Origin of the sequence: Shimia sp. Alg240-R146 (genome assembly GCF_947331465.1) — a bacterium.
GTDB lineage: Bacteria > Pseudomonadota > Alphaproteobacteria > Rhodobacterales > Rhodobacteraceae > Shimia.
This window is the reverse complement of record NZ_CAMZOK010000002.1, coordinates 456,451-481,639: the sequence shown is the minus strand read 5'-3', so window position 1 is coordinate 481,639 and position 25,189 is coordinate 456,451. Positions and strand designations below refer to the sequence as shown.

The 25,189-nt window shown below is 56.4% G+C and carries 31 protein-coding genes; 14 read left to right on the top strand and 17 right to left on the bottom strand.

Annotated features, from left to right (window positions below; genetic code table 11):
* Positions 1-43 precede the first annotated feature (43 nt).
* From phaR to phaC, 3 genes are all read right to left on the bottom strand, one after another.
* Positions 44-592 carry a polyhydroxyalkanoate synthesis repressor PhaR gene (phaR, locus tag PG871_RS11595; protein ID WP_270729505.1) on the bottom strand — a complete coding sequence of 183 codons (549 nt, stop codon included), beginning with the start codon at positions 590-592 and terminating at the stop codon, positions 44-46.
* 148 nt (positions 593-740) lie between these two features.
* The gene (locus tag PG871_RS11590) at positions 741-1,187 is read right to left on the bottom strand and encodes a phasin, PhaP (RefSeq protein ID WP_270729504.1); all 447 of its coding nucleotides are present in this window, start codon (positions 1,185-1,187) and stop codon (positions 741-743) included.
* A gap of 142 nt (positions 1,188-1,329) precedes the next feature.
* The gene (gene phaC, locus PG871_RS11585) at positions 1,330-3,123 is read right to left on the bottom strand and encodes a class I poly(R)-hydroxyalkanoic acid synthase (protein WP_270729503.1); all 1,794 of its coding nucleotides are present in this window, start codon (positions 3,121-3,123) and stop codon (positions 1,330-1,332) included.
* A gap of 109 nt (positions 3,124-3,232) precedes the next feature.
* On the opposite strand from phaC, the gene phaZ reads away from it, so the two are divergent.
* Together phaZ and PG871_RS11575 are read left to right on the top strand one after the other, a co-directional pair.
* Positions 3,233-4,507 carry a polyhydroxyalkanoate depolymerase gene (phaZ, locus tag PG871_RS11580; protein ID WP_270729501.1) on the top strand — a complete coding sequence of 425 codons (1,275 nt, stop codon included), beginning with the start codon at positions 3,233-3,235 and terminating at the stop codon, positions 4,505-4,507.
* 131 nt (positions 4,508-4,638) lie between these two features.
* Entirely contained in the window at positions 4,639-5,628 is a 990-nt protein-coding gene (locus PG871_RS11575) for an LLM class flavin-dependent oxidoreductase (RefSeq protein ID WP_270729500.1), read from the top strand.
* A gap of 44 nt (positions 5,629-5,672) precedes the next feature.
* Here the strand turns inward: PG871_RS11575 and PG871_RS11570 are convergent, their stop codons facing one another.
* From PG871_RS11570 to PG871_RS11555, 4 genes are all read right to left on the bottom strand, one after another.
* Positions 5,673-6,383, bottom strand: coding sequence for an alpha/beta fold hydrolase (locus PG871_RS11570; protein WP_270729499.1), 711 nt, complete (start codon positions 6,381-6,383; stop codon positions 5,673-5,675).
* A gap of 62 nt (positions 6,384-6,445) precedes the next feature.
* Positions 6,446-6,874, bottom strand: a complete 429-nt coding sequence (locus PG871_RS11565) for a VOC family protein (protein ID WP_270730878.1) — start codon at positions 6,872-6,874, stop codon at positions 6,446-6,448.
* Positions 6,875-6,899: 25 nt separating this feature from the next.
* Positions 6,900-7,838, bottom strand: a complete 939-nt coding sequence (locus tag PG871_RS11560; protein ID WP_270730875.1) for an alpha/beta hydrolase — start codon at positions 7,836-7,838, stop codon at positions 6,900-6,902.
* A 41-nt stretch (positions 7,839-7,879) separates the two neighbouring features.
* A complete protein-coding gene (locus PG871_RS11555; RefSeq protein WP_270729498.1) occupies positions 7,880-8,638 on the bottom strand; it encodes an alpha/beta fold hydrolase in 759 nt (252 codons plus the stop codon).
* Positions 8,639-8,794: 156 nt separating this feature from the next.
* Between PG871_RS11555 and thrS the strand changes: the two genes are divergently transcribed.
* The 6 genes from thrS (at position 8,795) to PG871_RS11525 (ending at position 14,591) form a co-directional block, all read left to right on the top strand.
* On the top strand, positions 8,795-10,744 hold the full coding sequence (gene thrS / locus PG871_RS11550) for a threonine--tRNA ligase (RefSeq protein ID WP_270729496.1): 1,950 nt from the start codon (positions 8,795-8,797) through the stop codon (positions 10,742-10,744).
* 125 nt (positions 10,745-10,869) lie between these two features.
* Positions 10,870-11,886 carry a Hint domain-containing protein gene (locus PG871_RS11545; RefSeq protein ID WP_270729494.1) on the top strand — a complete coding sequence of 339 codons (1,017 nt, stop codon included), beginning with the start codon at positions 10,870-10,872 and terminating at the stop codon, positions 11,884-11,886.
* 150 nt (positions 11,887-12,036) lie between these two features.
* Complete coding sequence (locus PG871_RS11540; protein WP_270729492.1) at positions 12,037-12,339, top strand: BufA1 family periplasmic bufferin-type metallophore; 303 nt, start codon at positions 12,037-12,039, stop codon at positions 12,337-12,339.
* Between the two features lie 100 nt (positions 12,340-12,439).
* The gene (gene bufB, locus PG871_RS11535; RefSeq protein ID WP_270729490.1) at positions 12,440-13,297 is read left to right on the top strand and encodes an MNIO family bufferin maturase; all 858 of its coding nucleotides are present in this window, start codon (positions 12,440-12,442) and stop codon (positions 13,295-13,297) included.
* Positions 13,294-14,046 (top strand): HvfC/BufC N-terminal domain-containing protein, encoded by a 753-nt coding sequence (locus tag PG871_RS11530; protein WP_270729489.1) that lies wholly within the window; start codon positions 13,294-13,296, stop codon positions 14,044-14,046. Before bufB ends, PG871_RS11530 begins: the two co-directional genes overlap by 4 nt.
* A 29-nt stretch (positions 14,047-14,075) precedes the next feature.
* Positions 14,076-14,591 carry a DoxX family membrane protein gene (locus tag PG871_RS11525; protein ID WP_270729488.1) on the top strand — a complete coding sequence of 172 codons (516 nt, stop codon included), beginning with the start codon at positions 14,076-14,078 and terminating at the stop codon, positions 14,589-14,591.
* Positions 14,592-14,593: 2 nt separating this feature from the next.
* On the opposite strand, the gene PG871_RS11520 is transcribed toward PG871_RS11525, so the two are convergent.
* Positions 14,594-14,962 (bottom strand): hypothetical protein, encoded by a 369-nt coding sequence (locus tag PG871_RS11520; RefSeq protein WP_270729486.1) that lies wholly within the window; start codon positions 14,960-14,962, stop codon positions 14,594-14,596.
* A gap of 45 nt (positions 14,963-15,007) precedes the next feature.
* Positions 15,008-15,319 (bottom strand): ArsC/Spx/MgsR family protein, encoded by a 312-nt coding sequence (locus tag PG871_RS11515; protein ID WP_270729484.1) that lies wholly within the window; start codon positions 15,317-15,319, stop codon positions 15,008-15,010.
* Between the two features lie 216 nt (positions 15,320-15,535).
* Here PG871_RS11515 and PG871_RS11510 point away from each other — a divergent pair, with 216 nt between their 5' ends.
* A complete protein-coding gene (locus tag PG871_RS11510) occupies positions 15,536-15,742 on the top strand; it encodes a cold-shock protein (RefSeq protein WP_270729483.1) in 207 nt (68 codons plus the stop codon).
* Positions 15,743-15,784: 42 nt separating this feature from the next.
* Here the strand turns inward: PG871_RS11510 and PG871_RS11505 are convergent, their stop codons facing one another.
* The 3 genes from PG871_RS11505 to PG871_RS11495 all read right to left on the bottom strand — a co-directional run bounded on the left by PG871_RS11505 (position 15,785) and on the right by PG871_RS11495 (position 17,520).
* Positions 15,785-16,087, bottom strand: coding sequence for a hypothetical protein (locus PG871_RS11505; RefSeq protein WP_270729481.1), 303 nt, complete (start codon positions 16,085-16,087; stop codon positions 15,785-15,787).
* A gap of 110 nt (positions 16,088-16,197) precedes the next feature.
* Positions 16,198-16,683, bottom strand: coding sequence for a dihydrofolate reductase (locus PG871_RS11500; RefSeq protein ID WP_270729478.1), 486 nt, complete (start codon positions 16,681-16,683; stop codon positions 16,198-16,200).
* A gap of 3 nt (positions 16,684-16,686) precedes the next feature.
* Positions 16,687-17,520 carry a thymidylate synthase gene (locus PG871_RS11495; RefSeq protein ID WP_270729476.1) on the bottom strand — a complete coding sequence of 278 codons (834 nt, stop codon included), beginning with the start codon at positions 17,518-17,520 and terminating at the stop codon, positions 16,687-16,689.
* A 241-nt stretch (positions 17,521-17,761) separates the two neighbouring features.
* On the opposite strand from PG871_RS11495, the gene PG871_RS11490 reads away from it, so the two are divergent.
* A complete protein-coding gene (locus PG871_RS11490; protein WP_093325071.1) occupies positions 17,762-18,190 on the top strand; it encodes a VOC family protein in 429 nt (142 codons plus the stop codon).
* A complete protein-coding gene (locus tag PG871_RS11485) occupies positions 18,157-18,912 on the top strand; it encodes a DUF1194 domain-containing protein (RefSeq protein WP_270729471.1) in 756 nt (251 codons plus the stop codon). Before PG871_RS11490 ends, PG871_RS11485 begins: the two co-directional genes overlap by 34 nt.
* A 118-nt stretch (positions 18,913-19,030) precedes the next feature.
* Here the strand turns inward: PG871_RS11485 and PG871_RS11480 are convergent, their stop codons facing one another.
* The 3 genes from PG871_RS11480 to PG871_RS11470 all read right to left on the bottom strand — a co-directional run bounded on the left by PG871_RS11480 (position 19,031) and on the right by PG871_RS11470 (position 20,312).
* Positions 19,031-19,528 (bottom strand): MarR family winged helix-turn-helix transcriptional regulator, encoded by a 498-nt coding sequence (locus PG871_RS11480; RefSeq protein ID WP_270729469.1) that lies wholly within the window; start codon positions 19,526-19,528, stop codon positions 19,031-19,033.
* A gap of 89 nt (positions 19,529-19,617) precedes the next feature.
* A complete protein-coding gene (locus PG871_RS11475) occupies positions 19,618-19,890 on the bottom strand; it encodes a succinate dehydrogenase assembly factor 2 (protein WP_270729467.1) in 273 nt (90 codons plus the stop codon).
* Positions 19,891-19,904: 14 nt separating this feature from the next.
* Positions 19,905-20,312 (bottom strand): helix-turn-helix domain-containing protein, encoded by a 408-nt coding sequence (locus PG871_RS11470; protein ID WP_270729465.1) that lies wholly within the window; start codon positions 20,310-20,312, stop codon positions 19,905-19,907.
* Between the two features lie 84 nt (positions 20,313-20,396).
* On the opposite strand from PG871_RS11470, the gene PG871_RS11465 reads away from it, so the two are divergent.
* Both PG871_RS11465 and PG871_RS11460 read left to right on the top strand, forming a co-directional pair.
* Positions 20,397-21,602 (top strand): pyridoxal phosphate-dependent aminotransferase, encoded by a 1,206-nt coding sequence (locus PG871_RS11465; protein WP_270729463.1) that lies wholly within the window; start codon positions 20,397-20,399, stop codon positions 21,600-21,602.
* A 19-nt stretch (positions 21,603-21,621) separates the two neighbouring features.
* Positions 21,622-22,026, top strand: coding sequence for a hypothetical protein (locus PG871_RS11460; protein ID WP_270729461.1), 405 nt, complete (start codon positions 21,622-21,624; stop codon positions 22,024-22,026).
* Positions 22,027-22,140: 114 nt separating this feature from the next.
* Here PG871_RS11460 and PG871_RS11455 read toward each other — a convergent pair whose 3' ends face one another.
* Positions 22,141-22,827 carry a hypothetical protein gene (locus PG871_RS11455; protein WP_270729460.1) on the bottom strand — a complete coding sequence of 229 codons (687 nt, stop codon included), beginning with the start codon at positions 22,825-22,827 and terminating at the stop codon, positions 22,141-22,143.
* A gap of 149 nt (positions 22,828-22,976) precedes the next feature.
* Positions 22,977-24,332 carry an MATE family efflux transporter gene (locus PG871_RS11450; protein WP_270729458.1) on the bottom strand — a complete coding sequence of 452 codons (1,356 nt, stop codon included), beginning with the start codon at positions 24,330-24,332 and terminating at the stop codon, positions 22,977-22,979.
* Between the two features lie 133 nt (positions 24,333-24,465).
* On the opposite strand from PG871_RS11450, the gene PG871_RS11445 reads away from it, so the two are divergent.
* Positions 24,466-25,110: a TIGR02453 family protein gene (locus PG871_RS11445; RefSeq protein WP_270729456.1), complete on the top strand. Its 645-nt coding sequence runs from the start codon at positions 24,466-24,468 to the stop codon at positions 25,108-25,110.
* Positions 25,111-25,189 lie beyond the last annotated feature (79 nt).

Below are 25,189 nucleotides of genomic sequence, written 5' to 3'. Positions count from 1 at the left end.
CATCCCACTTAATCGAAGAGGCAGGGCCGCGGCCCTGCCTTTTTTATTTCAGCTTGGAAAGCTTGTCTTGCAGTTCAGCCAACTGCTTCTTGATGTCATCAAGATCTTCACCGTCGCCAGATTTCTCTGCAGCAGGCTCATTTGGCTGGGTCGTTCCCCAGTTCATGCCGCCAGTCATGGCTTTCATAAAGGCTTCTTGCTGCGCTTGCATAGCCTCAAGGCCGGGCACTTTCATGCCGCCGCCGCCCATGGTTTCCATGACCTTTTCCTGGCTTTCGCGCAGCATCTCAAACGAGGTTTGCAGAAATTGCGGCACCATCGACGTTGCCTGCGTGGTATAGGCCCGCACAAGATCATTCAGCACGCTCACCGGCAGGACATTTTCGCCCCGGCTTTCGTGTTCAGCAATGATTTGCAATAGATATTGTCGGGTCAGGTCATCGCCGCTCTTGAGATCAATGATCTGAACTTCACGCCCTGTCCGGATGAACCCGGCGATGTCATCCAGCGTCACGTAGTCGCTTGTCTCGGTGTTATAAAGGCGCCGGCTGGCGTAGCGTTTGATCAAAAGTGGTTTGCTGTCTTCCGCCACTGCACTCTCCCCAGAAATATTGCACTGCCGAAAAAGCTTATGCGCTTGCAGAATAAAAAGATAGCACTGAAAACAGAAAGGGCAGGCCAAAGGCCTGCCCACGCGATCTGCACAACTGGGGAGGATCGTGTGCTAGATCAGCGCCAAATTACTTGGTTGTCGCTTTTTTCGCTGCGGTGGTCACTTCGTCAGTGGCCTTTTTCACAGCGGCAGTTGCTTCTTCAGTTGCGTCTTTGCCAGCCGCCATCAGCAGCTCAACAGTTTCCATCTGAACTTTTTTCGCAACTTCAGCGAAGGCCGCCATGTTTTCCGCTGCCACTTCTGCCTGAGCAGATGCAAAGTCGGTCATTGCTTTGGCGTAGTCAGCTGGCTCTGCCTTGGCTTTGGACATGTCGGTCAGCTTGGCGATGGTGTCTTTGGTCCACTTGGACGAGATTTCCGAAGATTTCTCGGCGGCGGTCAGGGCAACACCGGTCAGCTTTTCGTTCAGCGACGCTGTGTTCTGGAACGCGCCTTCAAAAGCGGATGTGTCGACTGGAAACGCGCCCATCATGTCTTTCAGGAATGCGGTGGCGTCGGTTGCTGCTTTAGCCATAGTCAAAGTCCTCAAATCGTTTGCGGGCGATAATCAGGGAGGGCCCGCGTTTCTATTCTCGAAACCAATATCTATTCTGCACCGCAGCATTTCAAGTTTTTTCTTGCTGCATCGCAGCATTATTTTTGAAATTCGTTTGAAATCAAATTGTTGCGCGGGCCTGAACGTAGCTGCCTGGTGCGTCTTCCAAAGCTTTGTGCGTCGAATCACCGGGCTGGCGTGCTGGAACCTGTTTGCCAGACCGAGATGACAGCCATGTGTCCCACCGTGGCCACCACGATCCCTCTTGAAAGGTCGCCCCTTCCATAAAGTCATCAGCCGTGCCCTTGAGATCCTTGTTCACGTAATGCCCGTATTTCTTTTTGCTCGGCGGGTTCACGATGCCCGCGATATGCCCGGACTGCGACACGATAAACGTCTTGGACCGGCTCTTGGTCATTTGGAAGCCAGCGTAACAATCTTTCCAACGCGCAATATGATCGGTCTCGCAGGTCACAGCGCAGATCGGCACATCCACGTCGGAAATATGCAGACGTTCCCCACACAACTCGATGCCATCTTTCACGAACTGATTGTCCTGACACAGGTTGCGCAGATATTCATGCGCCATCTTGCCTGGCAAACCTGACCCGTCGCCATTCCAATACAACAGGTCAAAGGCCGGCGGCGCCTCCCCCATCATGTAAGATTTGATCGCCGGCGCATAAACAAGGTCGTTGGAGCGCAGAAAACTAAACGTGCGCTGCATAATGAACGAACGCAGAATACCCGCCTCATCAATCTCACGGTCGATGCCGTCGATAAAATCATTCTGCAAGAACGGCGTGAACTCACCCTGATCATTGAAATCCGTTAGCGTGGTAAAGAAAGTCGCGGATTTCACCGACTTGTCGCCCCGCGATTTCATCAATGCCAGTGTCAGGTGCAGCGTGGTGCCGGCAATACAGTAGCCCACCGCGTTGACCTGTTTCTGGCCGGTGATCTCTTTGGTCTCGGCAATTGCGGACAAAAATCCGTCTTCGATATAGTCGCTCATGCCAACGTCGGCATAGCTTTGATCGGGGTTGATCCAGCTGACGACAAAGACAGTATAACCCTGATCGGTCAGCCAGCGGATCATGCTGTTCTGTTCTTTCAGATCCAGAATGTAGTATTTGTTGATCCACGGCGGGAAAATCAGCAGCGGGATCTCGTGCACCGTTTCCGTGGTCGGCGTGAACTGCAAAAGCTCATACATCCTGTTGCGAAACACCACCTTGCCAGGCGCCGTGGCGATATTGCGCCCGATTTCAAACGCATTTTCATCGGCCAGCTTCACCAAAAGCTCGCCATTGTTGTCTTCCAGATCCGCAATCAGGTTCTCAAGCCCGTCAATCAGCGACTGACCATCGGTCTCTATCGCTTTCTCCAGTGCTTCCGGATTGGTGCCCAGAAAATTGGTCGGTGCCATCATGTCGAGGATTTGTTGACTGAAATATTCAACACGCTGACGTTCTTTGCCCGACAACCCGTCAAGCTCGGATACAGCCGTTTCAACCGCCTGTTTGTTGAGCATGTATTGCTGTTTGATAAAGTTGAAATAGGGGTTTGTCTGCCACATCGGATGAGAGAATCGTCGGTCGCTCGGCGTGTCATCCTGCGGTGCAGCGAACTTGCCCTGCATTAACATATGCTGCGCCTCAACATAGTGTTTGACCGACTTGGACCAAAGCTCCAACTGGCTTTCCATGACTTTTCCGGGGTTGTCAGTCATGGCCTGCCAATACGCCGCAGCTGCATTTACGAACATTCCCGTTTCCGGTGCATTTAGCTCTGTTCTCAATGGCTTATGATGCCCCATGACGTCTACGAGGCGGCGAGAAAGTTCTTCAACTTTGGCCAAATTCGCGTTCAAAAGGTCCAAATTCTGATCCGACGCGGTCTCTTTTGTTGTCATATTAACTCAATCGCCCTAGTCTCGCTGCTACGCAGCATTCAATATTGCTCCTTAAAATATCATACGGAGCTTTCGAGAACGGGGATACCCCGACGTAAAGGAGACGCACATGCGGTACATGGCCACGTATGACTTCATGGAAACCATGCGCAATACCAACCAATGGCTGGGCGCCACGGCAACGGCTATGGCCTCCTCTCCGGCGATGGCGTTGTTCCCGAACCCCGCGTTTCAGTGGATGGCCGCTTGGGGCGAAGTCACAGAACGCAGTTTCCAGCGAATGATCGTAAAGCCTGATTGGCACATTGACAGCTTCACCTGCGAAGACGGCAAAGATCACCTCGTGAACGTCAACACCATTGTGGAACGCCCCTTTGGCGACCTGATCCACTTTGAGGTCTCCGGCCGCAAACCCATGGACCGCAAGGTCATGCTGGTTGCGCCAATGTCCGGCCACTACGCCACGCTGTTGCGCTCTACCGTCAAAAGCCTGATTGCAGACTGCGAAGTTTATATCACCGACTGGCACAATGCGCGCGACATTCCCGTGAGCGAAGGCAAATTCGATATCGAAGACTACACGCTTTATCTTGTTGATTTCATGAAAGAGCTTGGCCCCGACACTCACGTCATCGCCGTGTGCCAACCGGCGCCGTTGACTTTGGCCGCAACGGCCTATCTTGCCGAAGAAGACCCGTCTGCCCAGCCGCGTTCTTTGACGCTCATTGGCGGGCCAATCGATCCTGCCGCCGCCGCCACCGAGGTGACCGATTTCGGCCACAGCGTCACCATGGGCCAGCTCGAAGAAACCATGATCCAGCGTGTCGGTTTCAAATACCCCGGCGTTGGCCGCATGGTTTATCCCGGCTTGCTTCAGCTTTCGTCCTTTATGTCGATGAACGCAGAGCGCCACTCCAAAGCGTTTATGGATCAAATCATGCGCGTCACGCAGGGCGAAGCGTCCGACCACGACGCCCACAACCGGTTTTATGATGAATATCTTGCCGTTATGGACATGACGGCGGAATTTTACCTTTCCACCGTGGATCGCATCTTCAAAAAGGGCGAAATTGCCGCCAATGAATTTATCGTTGCGGGTCGCAAGGTCGACATCGGCAAAATCACCACGGTTGCGGTCAAAACCGTCGAGGGCGCCAAAGACGACATCACAGCGCCTGGCCAATGTATCGCCGCGCTGGATCTGTGTACTGGCCTGCCCGACGACAAAAAAGCCAGCCATGTTGAGCCCGGCGCAGGCCACTACGGCATTTTCGCCGGCAAAAGCTGGCGCAACAATATCCGCCCTCTTGTGCTCGACTTCATCGACGCCAACAGCGGCAAGCCCAAAACCAAACGCAAAGCGGCCAACAAAAACGCCGCCTGATCCTTGGTATCCTAAATGTTACTGTTGCAGCGGGGCCTTCGGGCCCCGTTTTTACGTTCCCCATCCATGCGCGCCCCTTGGCGCGGGCGCATGGTGGACTATCTTGAGCACAACAACTCAGGACAGCCCATATGATCCCCTACTCCCTGCTTGACCTCGTTCCAATTCCCAGTGGCCAAACCGCAACCGACGCGTTGCAGCAAATGGTCGACCTTTCGCAACATGCCGAACGCTGGGGCTATAATCGCTACTGGCTGGCAGAACACCACAATTCCCGCGGGATCGCCTCCTCCGCAACCGCCGTGCTGATCGGTCAAGTGCTTGCCGCCACGCGCTCCATCCGGGTGGGGTCCGGTGGCATCATGTTGCCCAATCACGCGCCGTTGGTGGTCGCAGAGCAATTTGGCACGTTGGCCTCCATTTATCCCGACCGCATTGATCTCGGCCTAGGTCGCGCACCGGGCACCGATATGAACACCATGCGCGCCCTGCGGCGCGGCATGTCTGGCGCCGACAGATTTCCCGAAGAAGTTATTGAACTAATGGGGTTTCTTCAGGATCCATCGCCCGAACAGCCGGTCCGCGCCGTGCCGGGAGAAGGCACCAACGTTCCGGTGTGGATTCTTGGATCCAGCCTATTTGGCGCCCAACTCGCGGCGCAACTCGGTCTGCCCTATGCCTTCGCATCTCACTTCGCACCTGACGCACTTGAAGAGGCCGTCGAGCTTTACCGTCACCGCTTCCAACCCGGCGTCACGCAAGAACCGCACTTCATGTTGGCCACAAACGTCTTTGCCGCAGATACCGACGCCGAGGGCATCCGACTTCGCACGTCTATGCAACAGGCCTTCCTGAACTTGCGCAAAGGCGGCCCCGGCCCCCTACCCACACCGGTCGACGCCTTCTCCGAGGTCGCGACCGACTCCGAGGAAGCCGCAGTCAACCACGCCCTGCGCGTTTCGGCACATGGTGATCGCACCAGCGTGCGGGCCGCGTTTGCGGACATGATCGCAAAATATCAACCAGACGAGCTGATCCTCACAAGTATGATCCATGACCACACCGCGCGTCTGAAATCGTTTGAAATCGCATCCGAGGTATTGCGCGACATGGCGACATAACCGCTAAGCGCGGGCGCCCTCTGCTAGCTGCCGACACGAGTGAGTCATTGCAATACAAAAGGCTGCGCCATCCATGTGCGCAGCGCTTCTGTGGTCGCTTCCGGTTGTTCGAGAACCGGCAAATGACCAGCGTTTTCAATGACTTTTAATTCGGCATAGGGGATCAGTTCCGCCATAAATTGATGACGTTTGACTGGCGTCAGCCCATCATGTTCACCGCACAACACCAACGCGGGGCACTTCAAACGGCGCAACGTCTTTTGCTGGTCTAACCGCCGCTGCAACGCCCGCGCCTGCCGAACAAAAACTTCCGGTCCCATAGACCGCGCCATCGCTTGAACTTGCGCCAGAACCTGCGCCCGACCCGACCCTGGGGCGAGGTATTCGGGCCGCATAAAGTCTGCCATGACCTCATCCAACCGCCCCGCCTGAGCGCCCACGATCCACGGTTCATAGGCGGCTGCCGACGTAGGGGTTTCCGCCAAGGGGTTGGTGTTCATCAGCGCGATACGTGTCACCCGATCCGGCGCACGTCGCAAAATTTCCATCGCAACGATTCCGCCCATGCTCAATCCAGCCAGGGCAAATTTTTCAGGCAACTGGGTCAGCAAGAACGCCGCCATGTCCCCAATCCGTTCGCCCTGCGTGACCGGCCCGATGGTCACGGCACGATCTCGCGACAACGCCGCAACTTGGTATGAAAAAACCCGCGCGTCACACATCATGCCCGGCAGCAGCACCAATGGCTCGCTCATGCCCGTTCCCCAATCTTATCTTTCTTGCCAATCTGCCGGAAAACGGCCAAAGGTCAACCGGATCAGTGCCCTTCCCAGCGGAATTCGCCGTTAGCGGACAGCGGTGAAAACGGGTTGTTCGCAACCTCCCAGACGTGCCCGTCCGGATCGGCAAAGTAGCCGATGAATCCCCCCCAAAACACGTCTCCTGCGGGACGCAAAATCCGGCCACCCGCCTCTTCCGCAAGCGCCAATATCGGTGCAACTTCTTCTGCAGAACGCACGTTGTGGCCCAACGTCACCCCCGAGAACCCGCCAACGCTGTCAGCCGGAATGCCCAGATCTTCAGCCAACGCCGCACGGCTATAAAGGCCCAGCGTTTGCCCGATAAGGTCGAAGGCAATCACTCCGTCGGGACTGGGGACGCGTTGCCACCCCAAGGCTTCATAAAATGCAGCCGACCGCTCCAGATCGCCCACGGCCAGGGTGATCAGGCTCACGCGCTGGTCCATCTTCACGGTTGACATAAACTACGCCTCACAAACCATTGATAAATTTTAAAATTTCCCCGACATCACCGGCAACTTCTGCTGGCGACATTATGGCCCCGGAAATCACATGTGCATTGGAATCCGAACCCGCCTGCAACATTTGCGGCGCCAGCGTGACCGGCCCGCCCCATTGCGCCGCGACTTCACGCGTTGCGGATGGTTTGACGACAATGTCTTCATCTGAAAACATGAACATCGCCGGTAAGGCAGTATCGGAAAAATCCATCACTTTCACCGCCGCGACCAGCGCTGCCATCTGCATGACGCTCGCGGTTGGATACTGCGACGTCCAGTACTTTTCATGCTCCGCGTTGATGGTTTCGAAACTTCTGGACTTGCCAGCAACCAAAGGCACCCAATGGCGCGCTGCCGGCAAGCTCAGTAGCTTCGCGGTGGGCGCTGAAATCTCAAAGTTGGGTGAGACAAAAATGACGCCCTTTACGGCCTCCATGACCTCTGGCTGATCGACCATCGCAGCCACCACGGTGCCGCCGGTTGATGTGCCGATCACAATGACCTCATCCGCCACCCGCCGCGCGACAATCATTGCCTCAGCAAAATCAGTCGCCCACCCTTGCGCAGTTGCATTGGCCAAGACAGCCCCCGGTCTGCCGTGTCCCTGTAGGCGCGTGTATATCAAATTGGCGCCGAGCGCGTCCGCCACAAGATCAGGCACCGGGCGTATTTCCTCGCTCGTGGCGGAAAACCCATGCATGTAAACAACTGCGTGTTTGGTTTTCGAACCGGGCGCGCCTGCCCAAATCACGCGTTTCTCAACACCTTCGGTGATGTCGTCAAACCGGGCCTCTTGAGCTGCGAAATACGCATCCACATCTGCGCCAATTTCCCCCTCGACAATGGTAGGCGACACCGAAATTTCCTCATACGGCCCAATGATCCACAACGCGATCGCAGCCAGAACCATCACACTCAAAGCTCGTCCCAAAAATCGACCAAATGTCCGCATTATGTAAGTTTCGATGCCGAAAGCACCGCCTCCACTTTTGATGTGATCAATTTTAGACAAAATGGATCTGAGAACCTATGGTCCTTTCCTTTGACCATAAGCAACTGAATGTCTGCTCCCTGAGCGTGTTCAATCAACTCAATCGCGGTTTTGCTGCTGACTGCGGTGTCTTCTGTTCCTTGCAAAAACCACACCGGAAAATCGAGCACCAAATCGCTGCGCAAAACCAACTGCTTGCGCCCGTCGTCAATCATGCGTTTTGTGATGCGGTAGGGGTCCATATAATCCGACGGCAACTCGACAAATCCATCCGTCTCTAACGCTGCTTTCTCCGCCTCGCTAAATCCGGCCCAGTAACTGTCCTCGGTAAAATCAGGCGCTGCTGCGATGGTCACCATGCCTGCGATCCGCTCCGGCATGGCCTTGGCCAACAACAACGCTTGCCAACCGCCCATGGACGATCCGACCACGACCAACGGCCCTTGAGTCAACGCCGTGACCGCCGCCACCGTGTCTTCGTGCCAATCCCCGATGCAGCCCTCTTCGAAACTTCCGCTACTCTCCCCGTGTCCGGAATAGTCAAACCGCAGGAATAACTGCCCGCGCGCCTTGGCCCAGTCCTCCAGATACACCGCTTTGGTGCCCTCCATGTCCGATTTCAGACCGCCCAGAAACACAACGGTCGGCCCGCTTTGCCCGCTCTTGTGATAGGCAATCCGCCGACCCTGAGGTGTGTCCAGAAACTGAGTGATGCTCATCTTGTGCCCCTGTATGCTTTAAGCAAACCTTAACCCTCTCTGGGCAATCGGGAAACCCTGCTTGACTTGCGCTGCCTCAACGTTAAAACAGCCCCGAACCATATACCCGCAACCGGGCGTTCCGTGGGCGCCAAACTGACGAGGAGCTTGAGGCTAATGGCCGATATTTCTCTTACTTTTCCTGATGGTAACGCACGTTCTTACAGTGTTGGCGTGACCCCTGCCGAGGTCGCATCGTCGATCTCCACATCGCTTGGAAAGAAAGCAATTTCCGCAACCGTGGATGGCAAACACTGGGACCTTCAGTGGCCCATTGATGCGGATGCCGCCATTGCGATCAACACCATGAAAGACAGCGACGCCGAGGCGCTCGAACTGATCCGTCACGACTGCGCGCACATCATGGCCCGCGCCGTGCAAGAAATCTGGCCCGACGTCAAAGTCACCATCGGCCCGGTGATCGACAACGGCTGGTACTACGACTTTGACCGCCAAGAGCCGTTCACACCCGAAGACCTCGCTCTCATCGAAAAGAAGATGAAAGAGATCATCAACAAGCGCGAACCCGTGACCACCGAGGTCTGGGACCGCGACCGCGCAATCAAATTCTACGAGGCCAACAACGAGCCCTACAAAGTCGAACTGATCGACGCGATCCCCGGCGACGAGCCCCTTCGCATGTATTGGCACGGCCATTGGCAGGATCTTTGCCGTGGTCCTCACTTGGCGCACACGGGTCAGGTGCCTGCGGATGCGTTCAAACTGATGTCGGTGGCCGGCGCCTATTGGCGCGGCGACAGCGACCGCGCAATGCTGCAACGCATCTACGGTGTTGCGTTCAAAAACAAAGAAGACCTCAAAGCCCACCTGCACATGCTGGAAGAGGCCGAAAAACGCGACCACCGCAAATTGGGTCGTGAAATGAACCTGTTCCACATGCAGGAAGAAGCCCCCGGTCAGATCTTCTGGCACCCCAACGGCTGGCGCATCTACACCACCCTGCAAGACTACATGCGCCGCAAACAAGAAGTCGGCGGTTATGTCGAGGTCAACACACCACAAGTGGTCGACCGCAAACTGTGGGAAGCATCGGGTCACTGGGACAAGTATCAGGAAAACATGTTCATCGTGGAAGTGGACGAAGACCACGCCCGCGAAAAGGCTGTGAACGCGCTCAAGCCAATGAACTGCCCCTGCCACGTTCAGGTGTTCAACCAAGGTTTGAAATCGTATCGCGACCTGCCTCTGCGCATGGCCGAGTTCGGCTCTTGTGCACGTTATGAACCTTCTGGCGCGCTGCACGGCATTATGCGTGTGCGCGGCTTTACTCAAGATGACGGTCACATCTTCTGTGCCGAGGATCAGATCACCGCCGAAACCAAGAAGTTCATCGACTTCCTGTCCGAGGTCTATTCCGATCTGGGCTTTAACGACTGGACCATCAAACTGTCGACACGCCCTGAAAAGCGGATCGGCTCTGATGAAAGCTGGGACTACGCCGAAAAAGCGCTGGGTGACGCCTGTAACGCGGCCGGTCACCAGTTTGAAATCCTCGAAGGCGAAGGCGCCTTTTATGGACCCAAGCTGGAATTCACACTTACCGACGCAATTGGCCGGAACTGGCAGTGCGGCACACTTCAGGTGGATCCCAACCTGCCCGACCGTCTCGACGCCAGCTATATTGGCGCCGATGGCGACAAACACCGCCCCATCATGTTGCACCGCGCGACATTGGGCAGCTTTGAACGCTTTATCGGCATCCTGATCGAAGAACACGCCGGCAAACTGCCGTTCTGGCTGGCCCCGCGTCAGGTTGTTGTGGCCGCAATTGTGTCGGACGCCAATGACTACTGTCTTGAGGTCGTCGAGGCGCTCAAAGCGGTTGGTGTGCGTGCCGAAGCGGATCTGCGCAATGAAAAGATCAACTATAAGGTCCGCGAACACTCGGTTGGCAAAGTGCCGGTGATCCTTGCGATCGGGAAAAAGGAAATCGAAGAGCGCACCGTCTCCACCCGCCGTCTGGGTGAGAAGCAAACCAAGGTTCAGACTTTGGACGAAATTGTGGCCCAGCTGTCAACGGAATCAACACCGCCTGATTTGGCCTGAAGCCAGCGCCGAATTTCGGCCTTATTCTAACCTGAAACCACCATGTGGGGCGCGAATTCGCGCCCCATTTGCATTTTATATCAGCCCCTCAAGACCGTTAAGCGACGCAAGCAGAGGGCGTGGGTATGCCGGATTATTTGGTTTCAGGGTGGGCGTTGGAGGATTTTTCCGGCGCTTTGGCCGCGGATGCAACAGGGACGACAGGCAGCGGCCTGGTTGGTACCTCCACAACGCTTGACGCCGGCGCGGACCAGCTCAGCTTTTACATCACCGATGACGACGACCAACTGGAAGACGCCTATATCGAGACCGGCACATTGTCGGTTCTCACCAATGATCTGACGATTGGCGGTGTGACCTACCCGGCCGGCAGTAATATCGAAAGCGAGTATCAGGTTATTACCGAAGATGTGCCGCCAATCACGTTCATCATCGGCCGTATCGGCACTGGCACGTCCAACTCCGGTAGCAACCTCGTGGTGTTCACCACATCCCCGATCACGCCCGGCCAGACCGTCACTTTTGGCGGAATCAGCGACGGCCCGGTTGATCCTTACGACACCATCTGCTTTGCCCAAGGCACACGGGTTGCGACTCCCTCCGGTGATTGCGCCATCGAGTCGCTGCGCGAAGGCGATGAAATTGTTACAGAACAGGGCACAGACCGCATTTTGTGGATCGGCTCCCGCCATTTCTCGGCCTTTGATCTTTGTAACAATCGCCAGTTGCGCCCCGTTGTTGTCACCAAAGACGCGTTGGGCATGGGCCGTCCCAGTGCCGATCTCCGGCTGTCTCCGCAACATCGGGTGCTGTTGTCGGATTGGCGGGCCGAGCTTCTGTTTGGTGAAGACGAGGTGTTGGTTCCAATCAAGTCCCTGATCAATGATCACGCCATCAAAACCGACAGCGCGGCTCAGACGATCACCTATTTCCACATCCTACTTGAACGCCACGGCCTGCTCAAAGCCCAAGGAATATGGGCCGAAAGCCTATTCCCGGGCGAAGAAGTCGCCACCATCCTAACGCAAGAACAAAAAGCGGAAATCAACGCCTTGCGCCCCGGCTTTTTTGACGACGTCGCGCCGCGCTACACCTCTGCCCGCGTGATGTTGCGGCCTCGCGAGGCGTCTCTTCTGCGCTGATAGCGGGCCGCGTTTTCTCTTTGTTACAACCGATAACATACCTGTGGCACACACGCGTGTGATTGGCGCGTTACAGCTTGGCAACCCTAGTGTTGAGACATGCCAAGGCAGAAACGCCTGGCCGAGTTCAACACCGAAAGGGAAATGAAGATGTCCAACACCGTAAAAACTCTCGCCGTTGCTGGCGCCGTCGCAACCGCACTGGCCGCCCACGCAACCACCGCAGTCGCCGCTGAAAAAGAGAAATGCTATGGCGTTTCTCTGGCTGGCGAAAATGATTGCGCCGCAGGCCCAGGCACCACATGCGCCGGCACCTCGACCGTAGATTACCAGGGCAACGCCTGGAAACTGGTTGACGCGGGCACCTGTGCAGACATGGAAATTCCTGCGATGGCCGATGGTGGCGCACGCATGGGTTCTCTGGAAGCTCTGGAGCGTGACATCCCGGGTTGATCTAACCCAATCAGAGGCTCCGGGTTCATCCCCCCGGGGCCTCTTTACTCACACAGGGATGCACTTTTCTCCTCAACACCGCCACGACCGGAGACCTGACATGCTGGATGATGCACCGCGCTTTGCGAAATTGCCCAACCGCCCCGGAGTTGGCTACAAACCTCAGCATTATTCGGCTCTGACAACCGATCCAGGCGACGTTGGCTGGCTCGAAATACACGCTGAAAACTACATGGGCGCCGGAGGCCGGCCTTTGGCCCAACTACGCCACCTCTCAGAACGATTTCCGATCTCCGTGCATGGCGTTGGCCTGTCCATCGGTGGCGAAGGCCCGCTTGATCCCGAACATCTTTCGCGCCTCAAGCACCTCGTTGGCTGGCTCAATCCCACAGTATTTTCTGAACACCTCGCATGGTCCACGCATGACGGCGCATTTCTCAACGATCTGCTGCCTCTGCCCTATACCCAAGCGACATTGACCCGCGTAGCTGATCACATCGACCAGCTTCAGAACACAATTGGCCGTCAGATGATGCTGGAAAACCCGTCCAGCTACCTCGCCTTTTCCGAATCCACATGGTCGGAACCTGACTTCCTGCGTGAAGTGGCCAACCGTTCTGGCTGTGGCCTCCTGCTCGACGTAAACAACGTCTTTGTGTCTGCCACCAATCTGCATACCGATCCCAAGGACTACATTGACGCCTACCCACTTGATAAAGTTTGGGAAATCCACCTCGGCGGCCACGACGAAGACGAAGATGATCACGGCAGCCCCCTGTTGATCGACAGCCACGGCAAGGCCATTGTGGATCCGGTCTGGGCCCTTCTGGATCACACGCTCGCCCTGTCTGGCCCACGCCCGATCCTGATTGAGTGGGACAATGATGTGCCTGACTGGCCCGTCCTGCACGCCGAAGCCACCCGCGCCACCCAGGCGCTGGCCAAGGTGCCGGCATGATTGTCTCACAAACCGAATTTCGCGGTGCGTTGCTTGACGGCGCACGGGATCGCCCTTTGGGTCTTGTCGATGACAAAAGCCGGGCCGCGGGACGCCGCTTTGACGTCTATCGCAACAACGTGGCGGTATCGCTGACCGACGCGCTGGCAACCGGTTTCCCGACCATCGCCAAACTGTTGGGTGAGGAAAACTTCGCCGCCATTGCTGGCGTTTTTCTGCGCCAATCCCCGCCTGCGTCGCCTTTGATGATGCACTACGGCGCGGGGTTTCCGGAATTCCTCGCCGATTTTGCACCACTGCAACACCTCGGCTACCTCGCGGATGTGGCCCGATTGGAACTCGCCCTGCGCCGCGCCTATCACGCCGCAGATGCCGCGCCCATCGCGCCTGACGCCTTGGCCGCCATTGCACCCGAGCAGCTTGGCAACGTTGTCATGACCTTTGCGCCAGCCGTCGAAACCCTGCAATCCCCATGGCCTGTTCATGCAATTTGGGCGTTTAACATGGCCGACGGCCCCAAACCCGACGCCATTGCCCAAGATGTGCTGATCACCCGGACCGAATTTGACCCCAAACCGCATGCCCTATCCGCAGGTGGTTTTGCTTGCCTGACTGCCCTCAAGGCCGGCGTTCCGCTGGGCGATGCGGCCGCCAAAGGCTCAGAGGCGGCGCAAGACTTTGACCTTGGCGCTTTGCTCGCCCTGTTGCTCGCAGGCAATGCGATCACATCCCTCACACTCACGGAATAACAAAACAAACGGACCGCATGGGAGGTTTCATGATAAACCCGATTACACTTCACAATGATCTGGCAGACCGCCTTGATGACCAAAACTGGATCGTTCCGACCCTTGCGCGCGTCACCTTTGTCGCTGTCCTGTTTGTCTATTACTGGAACTCAGCCACGCTCAAAATCGACGGATCGATTTTTTCCGCGTCGGCGGGTGCCTTTGGTCAGATTTTCCCGAAAGCCGCCGAAGCCGTGCTGTGGGACGTCAGCCAAATGAGCTTTTTTCAACGGATAGTGATCTTTTTTGGCACCGTGGCCGAATTCGTGCTGCCGGTTTTGCTGCTAATTGGGTTGCTCACCCGCCTCGCTGCGTTGGGCATGATCGGCTTTGTTGTAGTGCAAACGGCCGCGGACGTTTTGGGGCACAATGTAAAGCTTGGGGCGCTGTTTGATCACTCCCAAACCCTGATCGATGAGCGGGCAATGTGGATATTCTTGCTGTTCGTCCTGGTGGCCAAAGGCGCAGGTCCGATCTCGGTGGACAAACTGCTGCGCCTCAAGTGATCTCAGAAGTGTGATTTTGGCTCGTCCGGCTTACCTGCGGCCAGCGCCAGAATACCGCCCAATCCGGCAAAGCTGATCGGGAACATCGTAAAGACATTGAACCCAAAGGCCGCATACATACCCACCGCCGACAATATCAAAAGCACGCCGCCCCAAAGCGCGCGTGCTTTTGCCATCGCGCCACCCGCAATTGCCAGCAAAGGCGCCAACAAGGACCCTGCCCGCACCAACTCGACGTTATTGACCTGTTCCGCAATATCAGGAATTTCGCCAAACCGATTGATCGCTTCGGTATAGCCCCAGCCGAAAAAGCCAACGATCATCCCGATCACGCCGGCGATAATCCCCAGCGTCAGTGCCGCATTGCGCATGTGTGTCTCCTATTACCTGCCCCCCAGATAAGTGTGATCCCACACTTATCCAAGCGCTGCTTGCACATCTTTGCCCCAACCCAGATACAAGGTGCCGTCCGCCTCAATAAGCGGCCGCTTCATCAGCGTCGGATGTGCCGCCAACAATTCCAGCGCCGGTTTTTCACGCTCTTCAGCGTCAAGGCCGCGCCACGTGGTTGACCGTGTGTTCAGCAAAGCGGCGCCAAATTGATCAAAGGCCCGTGCCATCACCTCACTCGGAACACCATCTGCCCGCACATCAACACTTTCCGCGTTGTCCAATACTTTCAGAGCCTTGCGACAAGTGTCACATGTCTTCAACCCATATAACCGCATGAAAGTACCTCCTGTTTGCGTTATCTGTTGCACTCCATACCCCAGCCAATTCACAGATTTAAGGTGGTTTTGCTTGCATTTTACATTGCCCATGCAATCCTTGTGGCTGGTGCAACTCATTTTCAGCATCGGCACAACATTGCTTACTGCGATTTGAAAAAGGTGCGCCCTCGGGAACAACGGCCCGAGATGTACTGGTAAAAAGAGGAGAACGGTATGCCACGCGGTACCGTAAAATGGTTCAACACCACCAAAGGTTTCGGATTTATCGAACCGGAAGACGGCGGCAAGGACGTTTTTGTCCATATTTCTGTCGTCGAACAATCGGGCCTGCAAGGGCTCTCGGACAATCAAAAAGTCGAGTTTGAAATGTCGCAAGGCCGGGATGGTCGCGACATGGCTGGCGAACTTAAGTTATTGTGAAATCAAAGGATTGGGGCGCATGACGCGCCCCGCTTTGCTGCCTCAGCCACAGCCTTTTTGGCCCGGAGGGCAGCTCATCGGAGCATGGCTGCGACGATTGCCACCCGAGCGGTTGACGTAGGCCTCTGACGTGTTTGGTGTGCCACAGCAAATGACACCCCCCATGGTGATTGGCTGCAATCCGGTTGGGCAATGGTTTGCGCCTGACGGAAAGGGATGCACCAGCAGTCCTTCCGGTTGGTTCACAGGGGCCAACTGTGGGGCGTTGCTGCTCCAGGTTTGCGCCATCGCTGGCGCTCCCGCAGCCATAACGGCCGCAACGGCCAAAAAGGTAATACGTTTCATCAATCACTCGCTCCGGCGGCTGCACAAACAATTAGTCAAAAATAAGATTAAGACTTTAAGTTGGAAACTGTCAAATTCCCATTTGGAAACAATATGTTTCGTCCAAAGGGTCAGCTCTCTGATTTTCTCAAGTATTCCCGCACGATAGAAACCGGAGTGGCGCCTTTTAACACCCGCTCATGATTCAGGCTCCACTCTTCAGCACTAAACTCCGGAAAGAATGTATCGGCGTCTTCGATCACCGTATCCACATCGGTAATCAACAAACGATCTGCCATCCCCATCATCTCGGCATAAATCCCTGCGCCGCCGATACCATAGATCCGGTCATACCCCTCGTCGCGCGCCAAAGCGACGGCCTCTGCGACCGAGCCGACGACAACATCCGCCGCGTCCGCTTGGCGGCTGACCACAATATTAAACCGCCGCGGCAGTGGTTTTTTCGGCAGGCTATCCCACGTGTGACGCCCCATGATGATGGCCCCGCCCAACGTCTCGCGCTGAAACGTCCGTAGGTCCTCGGGAATATGCCAGGGAATGTCCCCGTCCCGCCCGATTGCCCCGTTTTTGGCCCGTCCAACAACCAGTGAAATCATCGCCTATACCGCCACTTGGGCTTTGATGATCGGATCAGGGTCATAGCCCTCGATTTCAAAATCCTCGAACTTGAAGTCAAAAATCGACGCAACATCGCGCTTGATCCGCACGGATGGCAACGCCTTCGGGGTGCGCGACAGTTGCAACTGCACCTGATCCATATGGTTGGAATAGATATGCGCATCGCCAATCGAGTGCACAAAATCACCCGGCTCATAGCCGGTCACATGGGCCAACATCACTTGCAGCAACGCGTATGAAGCAACGTTGAACGGCACCCCAAGAAACATGTCAGCCGAACGTTGATAAAGCTGCAGGTGCAGCTTGCCGTTTAGAACCCGAACCTGCCACATCGTGTGACACGGCGGCAGCGCCATGTCCGGCACGTCCCCGGGATTCCATGCGCTGACGATCATGCGACGGCTGTCAGGCGTGGTTTTGATCATCTCGACCAAATCCGCCACCTGATCCACTTCGCGTTTGGTAAAAACCGGTGTGCCCGCAGCATCCTCTCCGGCTGCATCCAACGCTGGAAACGCCCGCCACTGCCGGCCATACACCGGGCCCAGATCCCCGTTTTCGTCGGCCCACTCATCCCAGATGCGCACGCCATTGTCTTTCAGGTATTTGATGTTCGTGTCACCGGCCAAAAACCACAACAGCTCATGAATGATCGACTTCAGATGCAGCTTTTTGGTGGTGACCAAAGGAAACCCGTCCGCCAACGGGTAGCGCACCTGCATCCCGAAATAGGACCGCGTGCCGGTGCCCGTGCGATCACCCGAGTTTTCGCCGTGCTCAAGAATGGTTTTCAACGCGTCATGATACTGTTGCACCGTTTGTCCTGCCTGTGTTTTCGCTGCGAGCCGCCAGTTTCGGCGATTCTTGCGCGGTCTTTGCTTGTGACTGCACCATCTATATATTGTGGCCATCAACCTGAAAACCGCAGGATTGAGCCACATCCGTAGATTTTCACCGATTTGTATCCCCAAATTTTGAACACGCCGCCCCGTCTTGCCCCTAGCAATGCCTGCACGGCTGGTGTTTCCTGTGCCCAACGAAACAAAGGATACAATAATGCACGTGAAATACCTGCACACGATGGTGCGTGTCGCTGATCTGGACGCGTCGATGGCGTTCTACGCGCTCTTTGGCCTCAAAGAGATCAAACGCTACACCGTCGAAGAGGCCCGCTTTACGCTGGTTTATCTGGCAGCCGACGGCGATCACGATGCGCCGCTGGAGCTGACATACAATTGGGACGGCGACGACGGGTTGCCGTCTGACAGCCGTCACTTTGGCCACCTCGCCTATGAGGTCGGCAATATCTATGAGATGTGCCAACACCTGATGGACAACGGCGTGACCATCAACCGCCCGCCCCGCGACGGGCGCATGGCGTTTGTGCGCTCGCCTGACAACATTTCGATTGAGCTGCTACAGCAGGGCGACGCCCTGCCTCCGGCTGAGCCATGGGCCAGCATGGAGAGCACCGGTCACTGGTGATCCGCGCGGCGACCATCGCCGCGTTGACTCTGGCGCTTGCCGCACCTGCGGCGAGCGCCCCAAACTGCCGGCTCGCGCTGCTTTTGGCGCTGGATGTCAGCTCATCCGTGGACGCCGAAGAAGACATCCTTCAACGTCAGGGGTTGGCTGCGGCCTTAAGCGCACCGGGCGTACGCGCCGCCTTTCTGAGCACCCCCAAGCCGGTCGCCCTCGCGGTCTATGAATGGAGCGGACGCGAAAAACAACAGACCCTGCTTGACTGGACGATCATCGACACATCCCGCACTCTCTTTCAGAGCGCCGCACGCTTGGGGTTGTCACAACGCCAAACCACTGAATTCCCTACTGCTTTGGGCCACGCTGTTGGCCATGCCGCAACGCTGTTTGCGCAGGCACCGGACTGTGACGTCTATATCCTCGACGTCAGCGGTGATGGTGTGAACAACGAAGGCTTTACGCCGAAACAGGCCTATGCCCATTTTCCGCTCGACGATGTGATCGTCAACGGGCTGGCCATCGAAACTTTCGGCGCCAAAGCCGCCGATCTCAGCGCGCGCCCCGGCGAAATGGCGGCCTATTACCGCTCACAGCTGATCAAGGGAACAAGCGCTTTTGTCGAGACAGCCAAAGGCTTTGACGATTTTGAACGCGCCATGGAACGCAAGCTGATCCGCGAGCTCAGCCCGGATATTGTCGGACACCTGCCCCAACGCGACAACTGACCGCTGCCGATACAGCACGGGACCCGCCGCAATGCGACGAGCCCTGATCTGTCCGGGTCAAACTGGCAAACGGATTCTGCGCGTGAACCGAAACCGCGCGCGCAGTACCTGAATGAGCTTAGTAGATGTAGCGGATCTGATCCGTCCAATAGCGTTCCACGCGGCGCAGCGAATGGGTGATCTCGGCAAAGCCATCTTCACCCAACACACCTTTGGAGCGCAGCCCTTCGGCGTGGCGCAAGAACAGGCCGGTCACGGTGTCGCGGACTTCGCGGCCTTTTTCCGTGAGGCGTACACGCACCGAACGGCGGTCAATCTCACAACGCTGGTGATGCATGTAGCCGGTCTCAACCAGCTTTTTGAGATTGTAGCTGACATTGGAGCCCTGATAGTAGCCGCGCGATTTCAACTCGCCCGCGGTCACTTCATTATCGCCGATGTTAAAAAGCAAAAGCGCCTGCACCGGGTTAATCTCCAAGACGCCGACGCGCTCGAATTCGTCCTTGATCACATCCAACAGCAGGCGGTGCAGTCGCTCCACCAGCGCCAGTGAATCCAGGTATTCCGTCATGAACGCCTCGTTAGAGCCGCTCTCCATGTTTGAATGAAAGCTCATCCTTGTCTCCGTCAACTTGCTTTGCAGGCAATTTGACGGAAATTCGCGAACAAGTCGTTAAGTCGAGAAAAAAACAGGTCAAATACGGGTCATCTCTCACCGCTAATCGCAACAGAAATGGCGGAAATCAGCCGCTTAAACCGATCTGGGGCGGGTTGTTGCCCAGTCACCCATTGATACAGGTCCTGATCGTTTTCATGCAGCAGCGCGTCATAAAGATCGAGCTCGGCCTCAGTCATCGATTCTAGCGTCTCATCGGCATACCGCTCCAGGATGATATCCATCTCTTTGATGCCACGCCGCATTGACCGCATTTTCATGCGCTTCAACCGGTTCTCGCGGGGTTCCGTGCTATCGCTCATTGTGTGGTTCCGTGTCAGAGTTTTTTGCGCAGGGCTTTTTCCAGCTTTGCCAGCCGGTCCAGATCGTTCTTGATGCGCGCACGGACATCGCGCAATTGTTGCACAATGGCAACCAGATCCGCATCCGCGTATTCCTCGCCATCCGCCAAGAATTCGACCCCATCGCCCTCACCCGTCAAAAGCCAGCCCACCGAGACGTTCAACACCCCTGCCATCATCGACAACCGGTTCGCCCTCGGCTCGCTCAAATCTTCTTCCCAAGCTGCAATCGTGGATTTTTTTACGCCCAGCCGTTTGGAAAACTCCGCCTGCTTCAGGCCCGCAGCCTCGCGCGCGGCGGCAAGCCGGTCACCAAAGGTCGCCACCTCTTCAGCGAACCAATCGCCTTCCTGCTCTGTCAGATTGGTGTCGCTCTGTGTCATTTTTCTGCTCTCCCGGCATACGGTCTTGATCGGTCTTTGCGCGCACCCTAAGACATGGTTCTAGTGATTACAAACGAGGCCCCAATGTCATTTTTATCCAAGACCCTGTCGCGCGTAAAACCGTCTCCCACTATTGCAGTCACGACATTGGCCGCCGAGCTGCGCGCCGCTGGCAAGGACGTGATCGCTCTTGGTGCGGGGGAGCCGGACTTCAACACGCCCGTCAACATCCGCGACGCGGGCAAAGCGGCAATTGACGCCGGCAAGACCCGCTACACGGCGCCCGATGGCATCCCGGAATTGAAACAGGCGATCTGCGCCAAATTCAAACGCGACAACGGGCTGGATTACACGCCTGCTCAGATCACCGTGAATTCCGGCGGCAAGCAAACGCTCTATAACGCCCTCATGGCCACCATGAACCCGGGCGACGAAGTCGTCATCCCTGCCCCCTATTGGGTGTCCTACCCTGACATGGTGCTTTTGGCGGGCGGCGAGCCTGTGGTTGTGAAGACCTCGATCCAGACCGGTTTCAAACTGACTGCAGACCAGCTTGAGGCCGCAATCACACCCAAAACCAAGTGGCTGATCTTTAACTCGCCGTCTAACCCCACCGGCGCAGGCTATTCCCGCGCCGAGCTCAAAGAAATCACGGACGTCCTGCTGCGCCACCCGCAGGTCTGGGTGATGACCGACGACATGTACGAACACCTCGCCTATGACGACTTTGAATTCTGCACCCCCGCAGAAGTCGAGCCACAGCTTTATGACCGCACCCTGACCTGCAACGGCGTGTCCAAAGCCTATGCAATGACCGGCTGGCGCATCGGCTATGCCGGCGGCCCGCAGGACTTGATCGCGGCCATGCGCAAAATTCAGTCGCAATCCACCTCAAACCCCTGCTCCGTCAGCCAATACGCAGCCCTTGAGGCCCTCAACGGCACGCAGGATTTTCTCGCACCGCACAACGAAATCTTCGTGCGTCGGCGCAATATGGTGGTGGAAAAGCTCAACGCGATTGACGGCATCAGTTGCCCGACACCCGAGGGCGCTTTTTATGTCTATCCCTCGATTGCCGGTCTGATTGGCAAAACGACACCCGACGGCGTGGTGATTGACAGCGACGAGACCTTCTGCACCCAGCTTTTGCAAAGCCACGGCGTCGCGGTAGTGTTTGGGGCCGCCTTCGGTCTTTCGCCCAACTTCCGCGTCAGCTACGCTACCTCAGACGACGCTCTGGCCGAAGCATGCGACCGCATCCGTGCTTTTTGTGAATCACTGAGCGCATAAAGACAAAGGGCAACAGGCAATGGGCGGCGATCTTCCAGAGTATTTTTTCCGTGTGCGTGAAAACGGCGCGATGGTGTTTCGCGTGGACACCCAAAACCAACAGCGCCGGATCGAGATGGATCAAATCGCAGTTGCGAACGTTAAAAACGGCGAAATCAAAGCCAATGGTGATCGCAAACTCACCGATGACGACATCGCAGAAATCAGCGCCTGGATGGAAGAGCGCCGCGCTGTGCTGGCGGACCGCGATATCGACGACATCCTGCGCACGGTGGATCACCTGAACCTGACGGCACAATGGGCGCAATCCAAGGCCGAGCCGGAACAGCTCGAAGAAATCACCGACACATTGCTTTTGGCCATGCACGATCTGCGCTCAGTGCTGGTGCGCAAAAAGGCCGACCGCTTGCTAAAGGGCAAATAAAATCAGGGCCAGCTCAAAGCGCTCAATGAACTTTGGCTCCGCCTCTCAGCTGATATCTAACAGACTTCGGTCAACCAACGCATAGCAGTCCGATCGTCTCAAATCTGCGCTATCTCACTTGGCTGGCACAACATCCATGCCGACGGCTCCAAGACTGGAAACAATCTGGAACTTGTAAGATCCGTGTGGGCCGGTCCAGATTTCTGTTTCCCTCCCAACAGCATTTTTCCGAATACTCTTTTTGTAGCCGTTTGTTTTCAACTCAGTGCGCAGCGCGTTCAGAACCTCATTGAACTCAGGCGATGATCTCTCAACCGCCAGTCGATTTGGAAGGGTCAGATGGAAGCCGCACCTCCGATAATCCTGATCACCGGATTTTTTGGCAACTGTAAAAAGGAAAGCCGTGGGTAAAAGCCCGCTCTGCTCCACCTTCTTAAAGAGGGTCCTCTTTTTGGTGCTACGATTGATTTCAAAACCCGATTTAGTAAGCGCAGTGGTCGCTTGTCCGCTTGCCAAAAATCCAAGGCAGGCTTTGGCCACGGCCTTACCATCCGATCTGTAATTAATTTCCGTTGTTCCAGAGGCATAAGTCGGGCCGCAGAAAAACACGAGGCCCAGCGAAGCAAGCCCAACGATGCTTGCACGAATTTTCAGTTTCACATTTTTCCTCCGCCAAAGAACGAGCATTTGCCCCATATGAAATTTCCAAAGACAATCAACTTCTGTCAAAAGGCTTTGACGTTCAAAAACCAGAACGAGATCGTTAGCTGAGCCGAGGAACGTTGCTTCAGTTCGCGGCAATTTTCAGCTCTCAAATGACTTTGGCACATAATCCTTGCCCATGCTACGCAAAGGGCGTGACTGGCGAAGATCAATCAATCCGGTTTTGCTGAAAACGCAGGACATGTTCAGATATGGTCACACGCCGGATCCTGTGCCGCCCAATTCCTTTAGGACGCGAATTTTTCCCGCAGCCGGCCCAAATTGGTCACCCAAAAGCGATACATCAACATCACCGCCGCCGCAGTCAGGCCCAATACCAGACCTAACCAAACGCCTTCGCCGCCAAACCCGAGGACAAACCCCAAAACGTAGCCCGACGGCACGCCAATCACCCAATAGCTGATCGCTGCGATCACCATTGGCCCACGCGTGTCCTGTACGCCCCGTAACAGGCCCAGCGCCATGATTTGCGCCCCGTCCACGAACTGAAACAAAGCCGCGACGTACAAAAGGCTCACGCCGGCTGCCAGAATGACCTCCCGCTGCGGCTCTTGCGGGTCGATAAACCCGCCCAGCAATTGCTCGGGAAACAACACAAACGCCAGCACAGCCGCGCAGGCAAACCCAAATGACATCGCAATCGCAACCTTGGCACCACGCGCCATGTGGTCCGCATCCTTGCGTCCCATGGCATTGCCCGCCCGTACGGTTGCCGCATTGGACAGCCCGAGATGCAACATGAACGCCAGACTTGCGAGTTGCAGCGCAATGCCATGCGCCGCCAGTTGGACCGTGCCCAGCCACCCCATCATCACAGATGACGCCGCAAACAGACCAACCTCGGCGAGGTTGGTCAGACCAATCGGCACCCCGAGGCGGAAGACACGCATGAAAACTTCCCAGTCAGGCCGCCAAATGCGCTGAAACAACGCGTGTTCCGGCAAGGCCCGTACAGCATAGGTGACAACACCAATCAGCGACACAAACTGCACAATGATCGACGCAATAGCCGCCCCTTTGACGCCCAACTCAGGCGCGCCCCAATTGCCAAAGATCAGCGCATAATTCACCAGCGCATTTACCGGCACAGCGGCGGCGGTGACCCAAAACACCACGCGTGTGTGCTCCAGCGCCGCCAGATAGGATTTCAACACCATCACCAGCAAAGCGGGAAGTAATCCGAGTCCCGCAATGCGCAAATACGCCTGCGCAAGTTCGGCCACTTCGACTTCTTGCTGAAGCGCCAACAAAATCGGCCCCGACATCAAAAACAGCGGCAGCGCCACGACCCCAAAGATCACCGACAGCCACAACCCCATACGCGTCACCCGCCGCAAAAGGACCTGATCGCCCTCCGCATCCGCTTGCGCCACCAGCGGCATCACCGCGATGGCAAAGCCCGAGCCGAGAATAAAGATCACAAAGAAAAACGTGCTGCCAATCACCACCGAGGCCAGCGCTTCGACGGAATACCAGCCCAGCATGATGGTGTCGGTCAACCCGATGCCAAATTGCGCGATATGCCCGCCGATCAATGGCAGGCCAATGCGCAGCAACGCACGCGCGTGTCCCGATGTGCTCATGACTGTGTCCATAACCCAGCCTTATGTCTGTTGAGGGAGGGCCACAATAGGCCCATCAAAGTTGAATGATCTTCTTGGTTTTGCCACCATATCCAAAGCACGTCTTTTTCACACCCTCAATCGAGGTATTTCCATGCCCTCAGAATTTTCCCGCCTGCTGCCCGACGCCCGTGCATTTTTTAATGAGCTGGCCCAAGACAACACCCGCGACTTCTTTCTTGCCCACAAGCCACGCTACGAAGCGGACCTGCGCGCGCCTGCGCTGGTCTTGCTCGACACCATCAGCGCCGATTTGCAGCGCGCCTATGGTGCGACGCCCACGCAAAAACTCTTTCGCCCCCACCGCGACGTGCGCTTTTCCAAAGACAAAACCCCTTATCACCTGCATCTGCACATGCTCTGGTCCACCCCTCCGGTGGGTTGGTTTCTTGGCATTGCCCGCGATTACCTTTCGGTCGGCGGTGGCGTCATGGGATTTGACAAAGACGGCCTGATAGACTGGCGCGAGGTCGTTGATGGTCCCAAAGGCGACACCCTCGCCGCGATCATCTCGGACCTCCAAAGCAAAGGGGCTCGTCTGGATGAACCGGACCTAAAACGTGTGCCCGCACCTTATGACAAGGACCACCCACAAGGCGACCTGCTGCGCCGCAAGTCCATGACGGTATGGTTTGATCTGTCCGACGCGGATGTGGCCAAACACGGACTGCACAGCGCAACATTGACGGCCTTTGAAAAGCTTAATCCGTTGCAGGAGGCCTTGCGAGACATCTTCTGATGCCCGCAAACGGCACCTCGCGCTCGCCCCTCTCAGCAAAAGAAAAACCCGCCGCCCCAAAACGGGGCGACGGGTCATT

What these genes read in the sequence shown, in the direction of transcription:
- PG871_RS11590 (WP_270729504.1), bottom strand. Translation starts at nt 1,187, where the DNA reads ATGGCTAAAGCAGCAACCGACGCCACCGCATTCCTGAAAGACATGATG.
- phaC (WP_270729503.1), bottom strand. Translation starts at nt 3,123, where the DNA reads ATGACAACAAAAGAGACCGCGTCGGATCAGAATTTGGACCTTTTGAAC.
- phaZ (WP_270729501.1), top strand. Translation starts at nt 3,233, where the DNA reads ATGCGGTACATGGCCACGTATGACTTCATGGAAACCATGCGCAATACC.
- PG871_RS11575 (WP_270729500.1), top strand. Translation starts at nt 4,639, where the DNA reads ATGATCCCCTACTCCCTGCTTGACCTCGTTCCAATTCCCAGTGGCCAA.
- PG871_RS11570 (WP_270729499.1), bottom strand. Translation starts at nt 6,383, where the DNA reads ATGAGCGAGCCATTGGTGCTGCTGCCGGGCATGATGTGTGACGCGCGG.
- PG871_RS11565 (WP_270730878.1), bottom strand. Translation starts at nt 6,874, where the DNA reads ATGGACCAGCGCGTGAGCCTGATCACCCTGGCCGTGGGCGATCTGGAG.
- PG871_RS11560 (WP_270730875.1), bottom strand. Translation starts at nt 7,838, where the DNA reads ATGGTTCTGGCTGCGATCGCGTTGTGGATCATTGGGCCGTATGAGGAA.
- PG871_RS11555 (WP_270729498.1), bottom strand. Translation starts at nt 8,638, where the DNA reads ATGAGCATCACTCAGTTTCTGGACACACCTCAGGGTCGGCGGATTGCC.
- thrS (WP_270729496.1), top strand. Translation starts at nt 8,795, where the DNA reads ATGGCCGATATTTCTCTTACTTTTCCTGATGGTAACGCACGTTCTTAC.
- PG871_RS11545 (WP_270729494.1), top strand. Translation starts at nt 10,870, where the DNA reads ATGCCGGATTATTTGGTTTCAGGGTGGGCGTTGGAGGATTTTTCCGGC.
- PG871_RS11540 (WP_270729492.1), top strand. Translation starts at nt 12,037, where the DNA reads ATGTCCAACACCGTAAAAACTCTCGCCGTTGCTGGCGCCGTCGCAACC.
- bufB (WP_270729490.1), top strand. Translation starts at nt 12,440, where the DNA reads ATGCTGGATGATGCACCGCGCTTTGCGAAATTGCCCAACCGCCCCGGA.
- PG871_RS11530 (WP_270729489.1), top strand. Translation starts at nt 13,294, where the DNA reads ATGATTGTCTCACAAACCGAATTTCGCGGTGCGTTGCTTGACGGCGCA.
- PG871_RS11525 (WP_270729488.1), top strand. Translation starts at nt 14,076, where the DNA reads ATGATAAACCCGATTACACTTCACAATGATCTGGCAGACCGCCTTGAT.
- PG871_RS11520 (WP_270729486.1), bottom strand. Translation starts at nt 14,962, where the DNA reads ATGCGCAATGCGGCACTGACGCTGGGGATTATCGCCGGCGTGATCGGG.
- PG871_RS11515 (WP_270729484.1), bottom strand. Translation starts at nt 15,319, where the DNA reads ATGCGGTTATATGGGTTGAAGACATGTGACACTTGTCGCAAGGCTCTG.
- PG871_RS11510 (WP_270729483.1), top strand. Translation starts at nt 15,536, where the DNA reads ATGCCACGCGGTACCGTAAAATGGTTCAACACCACCAAAGGTTTCGGA.
- PG871_RS11505 (WP_270729481.1), bottom strand. Translation starts at nt 16,087, where the DNA reads ATGAAACGTATTACCTTTTTGGCCGTTGCGGCCGTTATGGCTGCGGGA.
- PG871_RS11500 (WP_270729478.1), bottom strand. Translation starts at nt 16,683, where the DNA reads ATGATTTCACTGGTTGTTGGACGGGCCAAAAACGGGGCAATCGGGCGG.
- PG871_RS11490 (WP_093325071.1), top strand. Translation starts at nt 17,762, where the DNA reads ATGCACGTGAAATACCTGCACACGATGGTGCGTGTCGCTGATCTGGAC.
- PG871_RS11485 (WP_270729471.1), top strand. Translation starts at nt 18,157, where the DNA reads ATGGGCCAGCATGGAGAGCACCGGTCACTGGTGATCCGCGCGGCGACC.
- PG871_RS11480 (WP_270729469.1), bottom strand. Translation starts at nt 19,528, where the DNA reads ATGAGCTTTCATTCAAACATGGAGAGCGGCTCTAACGAGGCGTTCATG.
- PG871_RS11475 (WP_270729467.1), bottom strand. Translation starts at nt 19,890, where the DNA reads ATGAGCGATAGCACGGAACCCCGCGAGAACCGGTTGAAGCGCATGAAA.
- PG871_RS11470 (WP_270729465.1), bottom strand. Translation starts at nt 20,312, where the DNA reads ATGACACAGAGCGACACCAATCTGACAGAGCAGGAAGGCGATTGGTTC.
- PG871_RS11465 (WP_270729463.1), top strand. Translation starts at nt 20,397, where the DNA reads ATGTCATTTTTATCCAAGACCCTGTCGCGCGTAAAACCGTCTCCCACT.
- PG871_RS11460 (WP_270729461.1), top strand. Translation starts at nt 21,622, where the DNA reads ATGGGCGGCGATCTTCCAGAGTATTTTTTCCGTGTGCGTGAAAACGGC.
- PG871_RS11450 (WP_270729458.1), bottom strand. Translation starts at nt 24,332, where the DNA reads ATGAGCACATCGGGACACGCGCGTGCGTTGCTGCGCATTGGCCTGCCA.
- PG871_RS11445 (WP_270729456.1), top strand. Translation starts at nt 24,466, where the DNA reads ATGCCCTCAGAATTTTCCCGCCTGCTGCCCGACGCCCGTGCATTTTTT.